The 14,916-nt window shown below is 65.7% G+C and carries 15 protein-coding genes and 1 pseudogene; 13 read left to right on the top strand and 3 right to left on the bottom strand.

What is annotated here, in order from left to right; translation table 11 throughout:
- From U1E69_RS18710 to U1E69_RS18700, 3 genes and pseudogenes are all read right to left on the bottom strand, one after another.
- Window positions 1-240: pseudogene (locus U1E69_RS18710) on the bottom strand (DDE-type integrase/transposase/recombinase); the annotation flags it as partial.
- A 373-nt stretch (window positions 241-613) separates the two neighbouring features.
- Complete coding sequence (locus tag U1E69_RS18705; protein WP_322245931.1) at window positions 614-1,084, bottom strand: hypothetical protein; 471 nt, start codon at window positions 1,082-1,084, stop codon at window positions 614-616.
- 343 nt (window positions 1,085-1,427) lie between these two features.
- Window positions 1,428-2,378: a LysR family transcriptional regulator gene (locus tag U1E69_RS18700; protein ID WP_322245930.1), complete on the bottom strand. Its 951-nt coding sequence runs from the start codon at window positions 2,376-2,378 to the stop codon at window positions 1,428-1,430.
- Between the two features lie 87 nt (window positions 2,379-2,465).
- On the opposite strand from U1E69_RS18700, the gene U1E69_RS18695 reads away from it, so the two are divergent.
- The 13 genes from U1E69_RS18695 (at window position 2,466) to U1E69_RS18635 (ending at window position 14,840) form a co-directional block, all read left to right on the top strand.
- Window positions 2,466-3,347, top strand: coding sequence for a dioxygenase (locus U1E69_RS18695; protein WP_322245929.1), 882 nt, complete (start codon window positions 2,466-2,468; stop codon window positions 3,345-3,347).
- Window positions 3,344-4,309, top strand: a complete 966-nt coding sequence (locus tag U1E69_RS18690; RefSeq protein ID WP_322245928.1) for a VOC family protein — start codon at window positions 3,344-3,346, stop codon at window positions 4,307-4,309. Before U1E69_RS18695 ends, U1E69_RS18690 begins: the two co-directional genes overlap by 4 nt.
- Entirely contained in the window at window positions 4,309-4,968 is a 660-nt protein-coding gene (locus U1E69_RS18685) for a hypothetical protein (protein WP_322245927.1), read from the top strand. Before U1E69_RS18690 ends, U1E69_RS18685 begins: the two co-directional genes overlap by 1 nt.
- Window positions 4,965-6,026, top strand: coding sequence for a maleylacetate reductase (locus tag U1E69_RS18680; RefSeq protein ID WP_322245926.1), 1,062 nt, complete (start codon window positions 4,965-4,967; stop codon window positions 6,024-6,026). The genes U1E69_RS18685 and U1E69_RS18680 overlap by 4 nt, the downstream gene beginning before the upstream one ends.
- 27 nt (window positions 6,027-6,053) lie before the next feature.
- A complete protein-coding gene (locus U1E69_RS18675; protein WP_322245925.1) occupies window positions 6,054-7,328 on the top strand; it encodes an ABC transporter substrate-binding protein in 1,275 nt (424 codons plus the stop codon).
- 61 nt (window positions 7,329-7,389) lie between these two features.
- The gene (locus U1E69_RS18670; protein ID WP_322245924.1) at window positions 7,390-8,109 is read left to right on the top strand and encodes an ABC transporter ATP-binding protein; all 720 of its coding nucleotides are present in this window, start codon (window positions 7,390-7,392) and stop codon (window positions 8,107-8,109) included.
- Window positions 8,109-8,819, top strand: a complete 711-nt coding sequence (locus tag U1E69_RS18665; RefSeq protein ID WP_322245923.1) for an ABC transporter ATP-binding protein — start codon at window positions 8,109-8,111, stop codon at window positions 8,817-8,819. Before U1E69_RS18670 ends, U1E69_RS18665 begins: the two co-directional genes overlap by 1 nt.
- A 144-nt stretch (window positions 8,820-8,963) precedes the next feature.
- Entirely contained in the window at window positions 8,964-9,827 is an 864-nt protein-coding gene (locus U1E69_RS18660) for a branched-chain amino acid ABC transporter permease (RefSeq protein WP_322245922.1), read from the top strand.
- Window positions 9,827-10,879: a branched-chain amino acid ABC transporter permease gene (locus U1E69_RS18655; RefSeq protein WP_322245921.1), complete on the top strand. Its 1,053-nt coding sequence runs from the start codon at window positions 9,827-9,829 to the stop codon at window positions 10,877-10,879. Before U1E69_RS18660 ends, U1E69_RS18655 begins: the two co-directional genes overlap by 1 nt.
- Window positions 10,876-11,319 carry a nuclear transport factor 2 family protein gene (locus U1E69_RS18650; RefSeq protein WP_322245920.1) on the top strand — a complete coding sequence of 148 codons (444 nt, stop codon included), beginning with the start codon at window positions 10,876-10,878 and terminating at the stop codon, window positions 11,317-11,319. Before U1E69_RS18655 ends, U1E69_RS18650 begins: the two co-directional genes overlap by 4 nt.
- A gap of 56 nt (window positions 11,320-11,375) precedes the next feature.
- Window positions 11,376-13,130 carry an FAD-dependent monooxygenase gene (locus U1E69_RS18645; protein ID WP_322245919.1) on the top strand — a complete coding sequence of 585 codons (1,755 nt, stop codon included), beginning with the start codon at window positions 11,376-11,378 and terminating at the stop codon, window positions 13,128-13,130.
- 1 nt (window position 13,131) lies between these two features.
- Window positions 13,132-14,004, top strand: coding sequence for an intradiol ring-cleavage dioxygenase (locus U1E69_RS18640; RefSeq protein WP_322245918.1), 873 nt, complete (start codon window positions 13,132-13,134; stop codon window positions 14,002-14,004).
- Window positions 14,001-14,840 carry a 3-keto-5-aminohexanoate cleavage protein gene (locus U1E69_RS18635; protein WP_322245917.1) on the top strand — a complete coding sequence of 280 codons (840 nt, stop codon included), beginning with the start codon at window positions 14,001-14,003 and terminating at the stop codon, window positions 14,838-14,840. Before U1E69_RS18640 ends, U1E69_RS18635 begins: the two co-directional genes overlap by 4 nt.
- The last annotated feature ends 76 nt before the right edge of the window (window positions 14,841-14,916 follow it).

Here is a 14,916-nt window from a genome sequence, read left to right as displayed (position 1 = left end):
GTCTCGGCCAGTGCATTGTCATAGCTGTCGCCGACGCTGCCGACTGAGGGTTCGATACCTGCTTCTGCGAGGCGTTCCGTGTAACGGATGGACAGATACTGGCTGCCGCGGTCGCTGTGGTGAACCAGTCCCATGCCCTTTTCCGGGTCGGCGATCATGCACCGCCTGCTCCAAGGCATCTAGAACGAACCCCGCATATGCCGAGGTGCTGACCCGCCAGCCCACGATGTGTCGGGCATATCTTCCCTTGCCGAATAATGCAGATTGAGGTGCAAGCAATCACTCAGACAGCACAGTGTCGTCAACGCATCCCTCAGCCAAAAATGTGTCGATCAGCGCAGAGAAGGAAGGCCAGAACGCACTTCAGGTCTCGGGGCGCGCCCGCCACCCAAACCCCTCCACTTCCATCGCGCTTCCAACTGCCTACAGCTTAGATTACCACCTCCCGATCCCGCGCCAATCGGTCCATCCAGGCCCCCCGCCGCAAAATGATCCAGTACCATCCGGTGCAGGCGGTAGGGTCCCGTAGTTTTCGTCTCGGCCAGCAGGCGGAGACCGACCAAGCGGGCTGTCACGGCGTCCCATGGGCCCTCCCGGTCATCAGGCGTCGTCTTCAGGTCGGGGTGCTCCACACCTGCCGCGCTGCAGAGCCAGCCAAGCACATTTGGTCCGGCGGGAAGTGGCTCGCCAGGTGCAGGACGTCGATCTCGACCTTGCTCAGGCCCGCCAGCGCCTGCGCCACGATCAGGCCGATCTGACCCTCGCGGTGGACGATGAAGTCGCGAACCTCCTCGCTGCGCGAATCCTCGGTCTGTGCCAGGTCGACCGTCGCCAGCTTATCGGCCCGCAAGCGGAGCGGGTAGCCTGCGATGGTCACCTTCAAATAGGTCGCAAGGTAGGCCTCCGCGAGTTCCACCACCAGCGTGAAGCCGCCCGGGCTCGACGCTAGGTCCCGCAACCCTGCGCGCTCGGCATCGTCCAGTGAGTGGCGTGTGTCGCGCAGCATCGCGCTGTAGTAGGGATGCGCCTGGTTTGCAACAGAGCCAATTGCGCCCTCCCAAATCCGAGCAATGTGGATCGTCAACCAGTTGTTTCCCTGCAACGGTCGCGGTGCGTGTCTGGGCTTGCCCCTGTCTTGTGCAGAGCAGCAACTCCGGAGCCTTGAAGTGTTCCCTGGGAAGCAGGAACAGACCGACGCGGGAGTTTCGGGGTGACGCGGTGTGTCTGGCACTGATCCGTGGTGCGGATGCGGAGACATGCTGCGGAAAATCTTGGCAGCGGCATGTCAACGCTGACGCAGTGTTTCGGACAGCCTGTCGTGCACTTGAGCTTGTTCTCGAACACCACGCTGTCTGAACGAGATCGGCCCTGCGTGGTTGCAAGGAATTTGAGCAGTGCCCTGTGTCACCCGCCGCTTCAGATCCCGTTCAGCGCCGCCATACGACAGCATTCTCGTGCCGCGAGATAAGCTGCTGCATGGTTTCGAAGGACTGCACGACGAAGTCCGCAAACGCCTCGGCAGCGGGGTTCGTTCGCGGCCCTGCGCCCCGAAGAATTCCGAGGTTGCGCTGCGGTTGGGGAATGTCGACGGGCAGGACGGCAATACGGTTCTGCTTGCGTTCCGCAAACCAGACCGAGAACGGCAGGATGGCAAGGGCATCCGTTTCCGACATGTAGTTTATGACCGAAAGCAACGACCCGCCCGAGTAGCGGATGTTCAGCTCGATCGACCCCAGTGACGAGCGGATGGCGAAAAGGTCCGCCAGAAGGGGCGAGCCGGGCAGTGGCGCGATCCAAGGGTATCGGCCCAATTCCCCCGTCGACAGGCGCTTGCTGTGCTGTAACGGATGCCCGACCCTGCAGCAGACCACATTGCGCGCCGCAAGGATTGCCCGGAACGACAGCCCTTCCGGTTCGCCCGACAGGCCCAGGGGCACGATGCCGATGTCCAGCTGATCCGCCCGCAGACCGGACGCCACTTCTGCAAGATTTCCGTAGCTTTGCTCGAAATCCACGTCGGGATGCTGGTTCTGGAATGCCGCGATGATCCGGCTGATCATCGCATCCATGAAGAATGGCACGCCCCCCACGCGCACCAGGCCCCGGGTGCCCCGCAGCAGGCTTTGCACCGCCTCTGTCGCGCGGCGGCTTTCCAGCAGAATGCGTCGCCCGTGCGCTGCAAGCTGCAGTCCCAGCGGCGTGGCCTGCAGCGGTCGCCGGTCGCGGATGAACAGCGGTTTGCCAACCCGCGCCTCCAGCTGTGCCAGCGACCTCGACAGGGCCGGTTGGGACAGGCCAAGCGCAGCAGCGCCTTTGCTGACGCTGCCGGCATCCACCACGGCGGAAAGCTGCATCAGATGCGCTTCGTTCAGTTTCATACCGGAATGGTATATTGATTTTCCATAAAGTCATCACTCAGCCCGACGGGTCAGCCTAGCCTTCTTTCACCACGGGAGGGATGGCGAATGGACGGGCATGGCCCCAGTTCCGAAAGCGAGCGGGTCGCAGCAGAGCTGCGGCACCGGCTGGACACCGCCGCACCCGGCCGCTTGGCCGAGGCGGTGCGCCTGATCGTGGCCCACGTCTTCGCTGTCATCGCCACGCTGCGTCCCTCACCGGCCGAACTGGACGCGCTGGTCCAGTTCCTGACCGACGTCGGCTATGCGACCGACGCCCGCCGTCAGGAATGGGTGCTTCTGGCCGACATCTTCGGTCTTTCGGACGGCGTCCTCTGCGACGGTGCCGGAACCGGCAAAGGCGTAACGCCGTCTACACTTCCCGGCCCCTTCTACCGCGACGATGCTCCCGCACTTGATTTGGGCGCCAACCTTTGCCGTGACGGTCAGGGGGCACCATTGGCCGTGACGGGCCGCGTCACCGGACCCGCGGGCGAGCCGCTGCCCGGAGCGCAGGTCGAGGTCTGGCACGCCAATGCCGAGGGGCGCTATGAAAATCAGGACCCGGACAACCAGCCCGAGCACAATCTGCGCGGGCGCTTCCGGACCGATGCGAAGGGTCGCTTCCACTTTCGCACCGTCCGGCCGGGCGGTTATGCCTTGCCCGGCGACGGTCCGGTCGGCCAATTGGCACGCCGCATCGGCCTGTCCCTTGACCGGCCTGCCCATATCCATTTTGCCGTCACGGCTGCGGACCATCGTCGCCTGGTGACCGCCATCTTCGACGGCAGCGACCCGGCCATCGGCCGCGACGCCCTCTTTGCCGTCAAACCGGGCCTCGTGGGCGAGTTCAGCCCCGCCGGCTCTGGCTTCACCCTTGACGTTGGGCTGATCCTTGACCGCGAGCCCGCCGTTTCACTTCAACCAGCAGACCACCCAACAGAAGGATGACGCTTATGGCCCTCGTCTCCGGCTATCACCACCTGACGATGAGCACGCATGGCGTGCAGGAAGACTATGACTTCTACACCAAGGCGCTTGGGCTTTATTCGGTCAAGCGCACGGTGCTGTTCGACGGGGTGCTGCCCGTCTATCACCTCTATTACGGCTCAAAGCACGGCGACGCCTCGACCATCATCACCACCTTCCCGTTCAAGAAACCCGGCATCTTCGGCCGCCGCGGCACCAACCAGACCCGCACCATCATGCAGGCGATCCCGGTCGGGGCGGCGGATTACTGGGTCGACCGGCTGAACAGGCACGGCATCCCGGCCACCAAAGGGGAACGCTTCGGCCTGACCCGCGTGATGTTCGCCCATCCCTGCGGCATCCCGCACGAGCTGGTGGAAAACCCCGACGACCCCCGCAAACCCATCGTGAACGAGGCGCAGGGCACCACCGCCCAGGTCGCGATCAAGGGCATCTATGGCGGGGCCGTCGCCGTGATGGATGCCGGCACGATGGAGGAATTCCTGGATATCGGCATGCAGTTCCGCCGCGAAGGCACCGATGCCAACGGCAGCATGTGGATCGTGCCGCAGAACGACGGCCTGCGCTCGGTGATCGAGCTCATCACCGACCGCGACAGCCCGCAGGGCACCTGGACGCTGGCCGGTGGCACGGTCCACCACCTCGCCTTCAACACCGGGAACGAAGACAACCAGATCGCCCTCAAGGCCCGCCTCGAAGGCATGGGCTACACCGACGTCAGCGAACAAAAAGATCGGATGTACTTCAAGTCGATGTACATGCGTAGCCCCGGCGGCGCGATGTTCGAACTGGCCTGGACCGTTCCCGAAGGCTGGGCCAAGGACGAACCCGCCGACGCCATCGGCAAGTCGCTGGTCTTCCCGCCGTGGTTCGCCGACCGCCAGGCCGAGATGGAAGCGGGCCTGGAAGCGGCCAACTTCTGATGCCGGGCATCGCGGACATCGTCTTCCTCGGCGCGGCTCCGGCCAGGGCGAAGGTGCTTTGCATCTTCGTCCACGGCCGCAACCAAAGCCCGGAGGAGATGGAGGCGGCGGTGATCCACCGCCTCTCCGCGCCCGACGTCGCCTTCGCCCTGCCCCGGGCCAAGGGCAAAAGCTGGTACACCGCCCGCGCCATCGACCCCCTGACCGATGCGACGCGGACCGAACTCTCCGCCTCCCTGCAAGGCATCGCCCAAGCCATCACCGACCTGCGCGCCAAGGCTCCCGGCCTCCCCCTCGTCCTCGCCGGTTTCAGCCAGGGCGCCTGCCTGTCGCTTGAACACGCCTTCACCGGCCAGGCCATTCCCGACGCTGTGGCGGCTTTCACCGGCTGCCGCGTCGGCTTGCCCGGCGACACACGGCCCGCAAACCTGCCCTCCGGCCTTCCCGTCTACCTGTCCTCAGGAAGCGCCGATCCGTGGATTCCCGTTCAGGCCTTCGCCGAAACCGTCACCGACCTCGGGCAAGCCGAGGCCATGCTGCGGGCCGACGTCTTCCCCGCCCGCCCGCACGAAGTTTCCCCCACCGAAATCGCCCTCCTTGACGGCCTCCTCACCGACCTCGCCCAAGGCCGCACACCACGACTGGAGGCCCCCCGATGACCCGTCCCTTCACCTTCCCCGGCCTCACCACCCGCGTCGTCTTCGGCCACGGCACCCTTGCGCAGGTCCCGGACGAGGTCGCCCGCCTCGGCCACACCCGCGCCCTTGTCCTTTCCACCTCGCATCAGCAAGCCGAAGCGCAGGCCCTCGCCGACAAGCTTGGTGACAAGGCCGCTGGAGTCTTTGCCGGGGCCACCATGCACACCCCGGTCGAGGTGACCGAGGAAGCCATCGCCGCTTTCCACGCCGCAAAGGCCGATTGTGTCGTCTCCCTCGGCGGCGGCTCGACTACCGGCCTTGGCAAGGCCATCGCTGTCCGCACCGGGGCCGACCAGGTCGTGATCCCCACCACCTACGCGGGGTCCGAAATGACCGACATCCTCGGCGAAACTGCCGGGGGAGAGAAAACCACCCGCCGCGATCCCGCGATCCGGCCCGAGGTGGTGGTCTATGACGTCGACCTGACCCTCACCCTGCCGGTCGCCCTGACCGTCACCTCTGCCCTCAACGCCATCGCCCACGCGATGGAGGGCTTCTACGCCCCCGACCGCAACCCGGTGACCGAGGCCCTGTCGCGCGACGCGATGACCGCCTTCCGCGATGCCCTTCCGGTCCTGATCCAGGACCCGAAAAACGCCGAAGCCCGCGCCAAGGCGCTTTACGCCGCCTGGGGCTGCTCGCTGACCCTTGGTCAGGTGACGATGGCGCTGCATCACAAGCTGGCCCATGTCCTTGGCGGCAGCTTCGGCTTGCCCCACGCCGAGACTCACGCCGTCCTGCTACCCCATACCACCGCCTACAACGAACCCGCCGTCGGTGACTTGCTGAACCCCATCGCCGACACCTTCGGCCACGGCTCCGCCGGGAAAGGCCTCTGGCACTTCGCCAAATCGGTGAACGCCCCGATGCGCCTTTTTGACCTTGGCCTGACCGCCCAGGACCTCGACCGCGCGGCCGAGATCGCCACGAAGAACCCCTACGCCAACCCGCGCCCCGTCACCCGCGACGGCATCCGACAGCTGCTGCAACAGGCTTTCGACGGGCATTGCCCCGCCTGAAGCCAACCAAAAAAGGGAGGAACGACCATGATCACCAGACGCACGCTTCTGACATCCGGCGCCGCCACCGGCCTCGCCCTCGCCACCCCCGGCCTCTTCGCCCCCGCCATCGCGCAAGGGGCGAAGATCCGCATCGGCTATGTCAGCCCGCAGTCCGGCCCCCTGGCAGGTTTCGCCGAAAGCGACGCCTACAACATCGAGGCCTTCCTTGCGACGGAAGTGGGCCAGAACTTCGAGGTCATCGTCAAGGACAGCCAGTCCGACCCGAACCGCGCTGCCTCGGTCGCCAAGGAACTGATCGTCGATGACGAGATCAACCTGATGATCGTCGCCTCGACCCCCGAAACCACCAACCCCGTCGCAACGACCTGCGAGGCGGAAGGGATGCCCGTCATCTCCACCAAGGCCCCCTGGCAGCCCTGGTTCATCGGCCAGCAAGGCAACCCCGGGGACCCGGCCTCGTGGAAGCCCTTCAACTACGCCTTCCACTATTTCTGGGGCCTCGAAGACGTCATCGCCGTCTTCCTGAACATGTGGAACCAGATTCCGACCAACAAGCAGGTCGGCGGCCTCTTCCCCAACGACGGCGACGGCAACGCCTGGGGTGACCCGAACGTGGGCGTCGGTCCCGGTTTCGCCGCACAGGGCTATACCCTGAACGACCCCGGTCGCTACCAGAACCTGAACGACGACTTCACCGCCCAGATCAACGCCTTCAAAGCCGCCAATGCCGAGATCGTCACCGGCGTCGTGATCCCGCCCGACTTCACCACCTTCCGCAACCAGGCGCTGCAGCAGGGCTTCAACCCCAAGATCATCACCGTCGCCAAGGCCATCCTCTTTCCGCAGTCCGTGGAAGCCCTGGGCGAGGCTGGCCACAACCTCTCGTCCGAGGTCTGGTGGTCGAACACCCACCCGTTCAAGTCTTCGCTCACCGGCCAGTCGGCAGCGGAACTGGCGGCCGACTTCACCGCCAAGACCAGCCGCCCCTGGACCCAGCCGATCGGCTTTGTCCATTCGCTGTTCGAGGTGGCATCGAACGTGATGGGCCGCGTCTCGGACGTGACCGATGCGGATGCCGTGGCCGCCGCCATCGCCGCGACCGACCTCGACACGATGGTCGGCAAGGTCGCCTGGAACGGTGAAGGCGTGCCGGACTTCGCCAAGACCAACGTCACCAAGACCCCGCTGGTCGGCGGCCAGTGGCGGCGGAAAGAGGGCGGGACCTTCGACCTTGTGATCGTCGACAACCAGACCGCCCCTGCCATCCCGACCGGCGGCACGATGGAGGCGCTGGCCTGACGGCAGCCAAACCAACCTCGCGCCCCGGGCTTGACCCGGGGCCTCTTTCAGGACCCCGCCCGTGACCGTTCTCGAACTCGTCAACGTCTCGAAAAACTTCGGCGCCCTCAAGGTGACCGACAACGTCAGCTTTTCCATCCCCAAGGGTCAGGCGCTCGGCATCATCGGCCCGAATGGCGCCGGCAAATCCACCCTCTTCAACCTGATCACCGGCAACATCCTGCCCGACGCCGGAACCATCACCCTCCTCAGCCACGACGTCACCCGCTCCCCCGCCATGGACCGCGTCCGCCTGGGGCTAGGCCGCAGCTTCCAGATCCCCCAACCCTTCGAGGGCCTGACCACCTTCGAAAATCTCCTCACCGCCGCCGCCTACGGCCAGAACAAGCGCGAGGCCGAGGTTGCCGACCAATGTGTCGCGATCCTGCGCGATACCGAGCTTCTGCCGAAAGCCAACCAGCTTGCCGGAACCCTCTCGCTCCTCGACCGAAAACGCCTGGAACTTGCCCGCGCGATGGCCACCGGCCCCGAGCTTCTCCTCCTCGATGAAATCGCGGGCGGCCTGACCGAGGGCGAATGCCAGGCGCTGGTCGCCACGATCAGGGGCCTTCATGCCAAGGGCGTCACGATCATCTGGATCGAACACGTCCTCCACGCCCTGAACTCTGTCGTCGAGCGCCTCCTCGTCCTCGACTTCGGCCGCGTCATCGGGATCGGCGACCCCGAAACCATCATGGCGTCGAAAGACGTCCGCGAAATCTACCTCGGGATGGAGGTCTGATGTCCCACCTCATCTCCACCCACGGCCTCACCGCCCAATACGGCCAGTTCAAGGCCCTCTTCGGCATCGACCTCCACGTCGACCCCGGCGAATGCGTCGCGATCATCGGCGCGAACGGTGCTGGCAAATCCACCTTGATGCGATCCATAACCGGCGTCCTTCGCAACGCCCCCGGCATGATCCTGCACAACGGCACCCCCATCGGCACCATGCCCGCAGACCAGATCCTGCAGCGCGGGATCGCCATGGTCCCCGAAGGCCGCAAGCTTTTCCCCTCACTCAGCGTCGAAGAAAACCTCCTGATCGGCGGCCAGGTCCGCAAAGGCTCCGGCCGCTGGTCGCTGAAGGAAATCTATTCCCTCTTCCCCATCCTGAAAGAGCGCCGCCACTCCCCCGGCACCGCCCTGTCCGGCGGCCAGCAGCAGATGGTCGCCATCGGCCGCGCGCTGATGTCCAACCCCGAACTTCTCCTTTGCGACGAGATCAGCCTCGGCCTTGCTCCCGTCGTCATCCGCGACATCTACGCCGCCCTCCCCGCGATCCGCGCGACCGGCGCGGCCGTGATCATCGTCGAACAGGACATCTCCCGCGCCCTCTCCGTCGCCGACCGCGTCTACTGCATGATGGAGGGCCGGATTACCCTGACCGCACCGGCAAAGGATGTCACCCGCGAAGCGATCCACGCCGCCTATTTCGGACAAGCGGCATGACCGCGACTTTCATCTGTCCCCAAATATCCCCGCCGGAGGCAATCACCCGAGCCGTTGCGCGCCCTTCGCGCGCAAAAGGCGAGACAAAAGGCACGCGCCGCAAGGCGCTCGATTCAATAACCGTCCCGACCCACGAGGCGCCCGATGATCTGGCTTGACGTCCTCGTTCAGGGCATCCTCCTCGGCGGGCTTTATGCCCTTTTCGCTGCAGGCCTCAGCCTCGTCTTCGGCATCATGCGGCTGGTCAACCTCGCCCACGGCGACCTCATCGTCTTCGCGGCTTTCGCAATACTGCTCATCACCGCCACCCTGGGACTTAACCCCTTCCTCGCGGCCCTCATCGCCGCCCCGCTGATGTTCGCTGCGGGCTGGGCGCTGCAACGCTTCGTCTTGAACCGGGTCCTCGGCAAGGACATTCTGCCACCCCTTCTTGTGACCTTCGGCCTTTCGGTCGCACTTCAGAACGGGATGCTGGAGGTCTTCAGCGCCGACAGCCAGCGCCTGTCGGTCGGAGCCCTTGAAAGCGCCTCCATCGACCTCGGCCCGGTCACTGTCGGCACCCTCCCGCTCCTCACTTTCGCCAGCGCGGTTGCCGCGATCTTCCTCCTGAACCGGATCTTCTACTCCACCGCCCTCGGCCGCGCCTTCCGCGCCGTCTCGGACGACCCGACCACCGCCAGCCTGATGGGTCTGAACCCGAAATCCGTCTTCGCCATCGCAACCGGCCTTGCGATGGTCATCGTCACCGTCGCCGCGCTTTACCTGGGGATGCGCTCGAACTTCGATCCGTCCATCGGCCCCGCGCGCCTCCTCTATGCCTTCCAGGCCGTGATCATCGGCGGCCTGGGGTCATTGTGGGGCACCCTGGCTGGCGGAGCCATCATCGGCGTCGCCCAGACCTTCGGCGCGCAGATCAACCCGGAATGGCAGATCCTGGCCGGGCATATCGCCTTCCTGATCGTCCTCCTGATCCGCCCGCGTGGCCTGTTCCCAAGGGCGGTGGACTGATGCCGCACACCGTCACCACCCGCACCCGCGCCTCGACCTTCGCCGGCATTGCCGCCCTTGCGCTGATCGCGCTTGGCCTCATCCTCCCCGCCTTCGCCTCGCGCAGTCTGATCCAGGACCTGTTCTTCATCCTGACCATGCTGACCCTCGCCCAGCTCTGGAACCTGATCGCGGGGTTCGGCGGCATGGTCAGCGTTGGCCAACAGGCCTTCGTCGGGATCGGAGCCTACGCGATGTTCGCAGGCGTCATCCTCTGGGGCTGGGACCCCGTCCCCGCCATCCTCCTCGGCGGAGCCGCCGCCTTCCTCCTCGCCATCCCGATGGCCTTTTTCGCCTTCCGCCTCGCGGGGGCCTACTTCGCCATCGGCACCTGGGTCATCGCCGAGGTCACGCGCCTTCTCATCGCCCAGTGGAAGACCCTCGGCGGCGGCACCGGCACCTCGCTCCCACGCGAGGCGACTTCGGACATCATAGGGGTCGAGGCCATCGCGAGCCTCTTCGGCCTCAGGGACGCCGCCGCCCGCGATGTCCTCGCCTACTGGCTCGCCCTCGCGCTTGCTGTTGGCACGATGGCCGCGATCTATGCACTCCTGCGCTCGCGCACCGGGCTCGCCCTTGCGGCCGTGCGCGACAACGACAACGCCGCGCGATCCGTCGGCGTCGATGCCGCCCGCGTCAAATGGCTGGTCTTTCTGTCCGCCGCCACGATGACCGGCCTTGTCGGGGCGCTGATCTACGTCCAGACCGCCCGCGTCTCGCCCGACGCGGCCTTCTCCGTCACCAACTGGACCGCCTACGTCATCTTCATCGCCGTCATCGGCGGGATAGGCAGGCTCGAAGGCCCGATCCTCGGCGTCCTCGTCTTCTGGGGCCTGCAGACCGCCTTCGCCGATTATGGCAGCTGGTATCTCCTCGCCCTCGGCCTTCTCGCCATCGCCACCATGCTCTTTGCCCCGCGCGGTCTCTGGGGCCTGATCCACGACCGCACCGGCCTTTCCCTCTTCCCCGTCCAGCGCCGCCTCATCCTCACCGACGAAAGGAGCCCGACATGACCGACGACGACCGCAAGGCCATCGCGATCAGCTACCTGAAATCCCTCGATGCGGGCGGCGTGTCGCCCACCACCGGCCTCGGCCTCTTTGATCACTTCTCCGACGATGCCGAAGTCTTCTTCCCGAAATGGGGTGTCGCCAGGGGCAAGGCAGAGGTCATCCAGATGTTCACCGACGTCGGCGGCACACTGAAGGCGATCAAGCATCACTACGACGGCTTCACCTGGCACATGAACGGCAGCGACAGTTTCGCCGTCGAAGGCACCTCCGAAGGCCAGCACCGCGACGGCCCCTGGATGGCCGACAGCCCGAAATGGGGCGCAGGCCGCTGGTGCGACTGCTTTACCGTGAAGGACGGCAAGATCACCCGACTCTTCATCTATCTCGATCCCGACTACGCCGGGAAAGACACCGCCCGCTACGGCTGGATTCCGGCCTGATTGACCAAAGTCCGCCCGGCACCGACCGGGCGGCCCCTGACCCTTGGGAGCACAAAATGACCGCCGACATCACCACTGACGTTCTCATCATCGGCACCGGCCCCGCCGGGTCCGCCACCGCCGCACTCCTGGCCTCCTCCGGCGTCGAGACCCTTGTGGTGAACCGCTACCGCTGGCTTGCCAACACGCCCCGCGCCCACATCACCAACCAGCGCACGATGGAGGTCCTCCGCGACCTTGGCCCCGAGGTCGAAGCCGAGGCGATGCTCCACGCCGCCCCGCAACACCTGATGGGCAACAACGTCTTCTGCGTCTCCCTCGCCGGTGAGGAACTGGGCCGGATGCAATCCTGGGGCACCAGCCCCGAATCCAAAGCCCGCCACCTGCGCGCTTCCCCCTGCGAGATGAACGACCTGCCCCAGACCTTCATGGAGCCGATCCTCTTCAAGACCGCCTGCTCGCGTGGCGCGCAGCCGCGCATGTCCACCGAATACCTCAGCCACGTTCAGGATGCCGAGGGCGTCACCACCACCTGCCGCGACCGCCTGACGGGCAAGGACCTGACGATCCGCTCGAAATACCTTGTCGGCGCGGACGGCGGGAACTCCCTTGTGGCCGAACACGCGGGCCTCCCCTTCGAAGGCAAGATGGGCGTCGGCGGGTCGATGAACATCCTCTTCCGCGCCGACCTGTCGCGTTACGTCGCCCACCGCCCATCCGTCCTTTACTGGGTCATGCAGCCCGGCGCCGACGTCGGCGGCATCGGCATGGGCCTTGTCCGCATGGTCCGCCCCTGGAACGAATGGCTGATCGTCTGGGGCTACGACATCAACCAGCCCGCCCCCGTGGTCGACGAGGCGATGGCAACCCAGGTCGCCCGGCAGCTGGTGGGCGTGCCGGACCTTGAGATCGACCTGATTTCGGCCAACACCTGGACGGTGAACAACTGTTTCGCCACTCACATGCAGAAGGACCGCGTCTTCATCATGGGCGACGCGGCCCACCGGCACCCGCCGTCAAACGGCCTTGGCTCCAACACCTCGATCCAGGACGCCTTCAACCTCGCCTGGAAACTCGCCGCCGTCCTCAAAGGCCAGGCAACGCCCAAACTCCTCGACAGCTACTCCACCGAACGCGCGCCCATCGCCCGCCAGATCGTCACCCGCGCCAACCAGTCGATCGCCGAGTTCGGACCGATCTTCGAAGCCCTCGGCATGGACGGCGGCGTCGATCACGACCGGATCGAGGCTTCGATGGCCGCCCGCTGCGACGCCACCCCGGCAGGCGAAGCCCAACGCGAGGCGCTGCGCAAAGCCATCGACTTCAAACGCTACGAGTTCGACTGCCACGGGGTCGAGATGAACCAGCGCTACGCCTCCGGGGCCGTGGTCAGCGACGGCACAACCGCGCCGGTGGGCGAGAACATGGAGCTTTACTACCACCCCACCACCACGCCGGGCGCGCGCTTGCCCCACGCCTGGGTCTACGACCGGAACGGCAAGAAGCACTCCACCCTCGACCTCTGCGGCAAAGGCAAGTTCACCCTGATCACCGGCATCGGTGGCGAGGCTTGGGTCAAGGCCGCCGAAGCTGCCGCCAAGGCCCTGAACCTGCCCGTCCGCGCCATCACCATCGGACCCCGTGCCGACTTTGAAGACCACGTCGGCGACTGGCACAAGGTGCGCGACATCAAGGACGGCGGCTGCCTCCTTGTCCGCCCGGACCAGCACGTCGCCTGGCGCAGCCAGACCGCATCACCCACCGCCGAGGCCGACCTCACCCGCACTCTCCGCGCAATCCTGGGGCACTGACATGACCGAACAAGGGTTCTTTACCGAAGCGACCTCTGCCGAGGTCGTCATCTCCCGCAACGCCAAGGCGTCGAACGCCCGGCTTGCCGAAGTCATGGCAATCCTCACCCGCCACCTCCACGCTGCCGTGAAGGAAATCGAACCAACCGAGGCCGAGTGGTTCGAAGCGATCAAGTTCCTGACCGCCACCGGCCACATGTGCACCGACTGGCGGCAGGAATTCATCCTTCTCTCCGACGTGACCGGCGTCTCGATGCTGGTCGACGCGATCAACAACCGCAAACCCTCCGGCGCGTCGGAATCCACCGTCCTCGGCCCCTTCCACGTCGCCGACGCACCGGAATTGCCGATGGGATCGGACATCTGCCTTGACCAGAAGGGCGACCCGATGCTGGTCCGCGGCACGATCCGCTCCACCGACGGCACACCCCTTGCCAACGCCAAGATCGACGTCTGGCAGGCCAACGACGAAGGCTTCTACGACGTCCAGCAAAAGGGCATCCAGCCCGACTTCAACCTGCGCGGCGTCTTCCGCACCGGGCCGGACGGCAGCTACTGGTTCAAGGGAGTGAAGCCCAAATTCTACCCGATCCCCGACGACGGCCCCGTGGGCCAACTGCTGAAAGCCCTCGGCCGCCACCCCTTCCGCCCCGCGCATCTCCACTACATCATCGAAGCCCCGGCCCATGCCCGCCTGGTGACCCACATCTTCGACCCCGACGATCCCTACATCACCTCGGACGCGGTCTTCGGCGTGAAGGAAAGCCTGCTGGCCAGCTTCCAGAAGATCACCGACCCCGCCGAGATCGCGAAGTCAGGTTTCGACAGACCCTTCTTTCTTGTGGAACACGACTTCATCCTGGCCCCCGCATGAGCAAGCCCTGCATCATCTGCGTCGCCATCACCGGCTCCCTGCCGAAAAAGGCCGACAACCCTGCCGTGCCGATCACCGTGTCGGAACAGGTGGAGTCCACGCATGAGGCCTTCGAGGCCGGGGCCACCATCGTCCACGCCCATGTCAGGAACGACGACGAGACGCCCTCCGCAGACCCCGAAAAGTTCGCCCGTCTGAAAGAGGGCGTGCAAAAGCACTGCCCTGGCATGATCATCCAGTTCTCGACCGGAGGCCGCTCGGGCGCGGGCAAGGCGCGGGGCGGGATGCTGCCCCTTCGGCCCGACATGGCGTCGCTTTCGGTCGGGTCGAACAACTTTCCGACCCGCGTCTACGAAAACCCGCCGGACCTTGTCGACTGGCTTGCCTCGGAAATGCTGACCTACGACATCAAGCCCGAGATCGAGTGCTTCGACCTCTCCCACATCCACCAGGCCGCCGCGATGCAGCGCGACGGCCGGCTGAAAGCGCCGGCTTATGTCCAGTTCGTGATGGGCGTGAAGAACGCCATGCCGGCTGATCGCGACGTCTTCGATTACTATGTCCGCACGGTCGAACGCCTTCTGCCCGGATCAGAGTGGTGCGCGGCGGGGATCGGGCCGCACCAGATCACGCTGAACGAATGGTCCGTCGCCGCTGGCGGCCATGCCCGGACGGGACTGGAGGATAACGTCCGCCTCGACCGATCCCGGCTGGCGCCGTCAAATGCGGCTCTGGTCCGCAGGGTCGTCGATATCTGCGACCGGCATGATCGCCCTGTGGCAACGCCTGATCAGGCGCGTGTGATCCTGGGCCTGTCCAGACCAGATCAAGGCTGACAGGCCGCCGCGCCCCGGGGCTACGCCAAAAGCGTGACCCGCCAGGGTCAACTTCCACTTCGTCCCCGCTGGTCAC

The organism is Tabrizicola sp., from assembly GCF_034366665.1.
Lineage (GTDB): Bacteria > Pseudomonadota > Alphaproteobacteria > Rhodobacterales > Rhodobacteraceae > Tabrizicola.
This window is presented reverse-complemented; position numbering and strand designations above follow the sequence as displayed.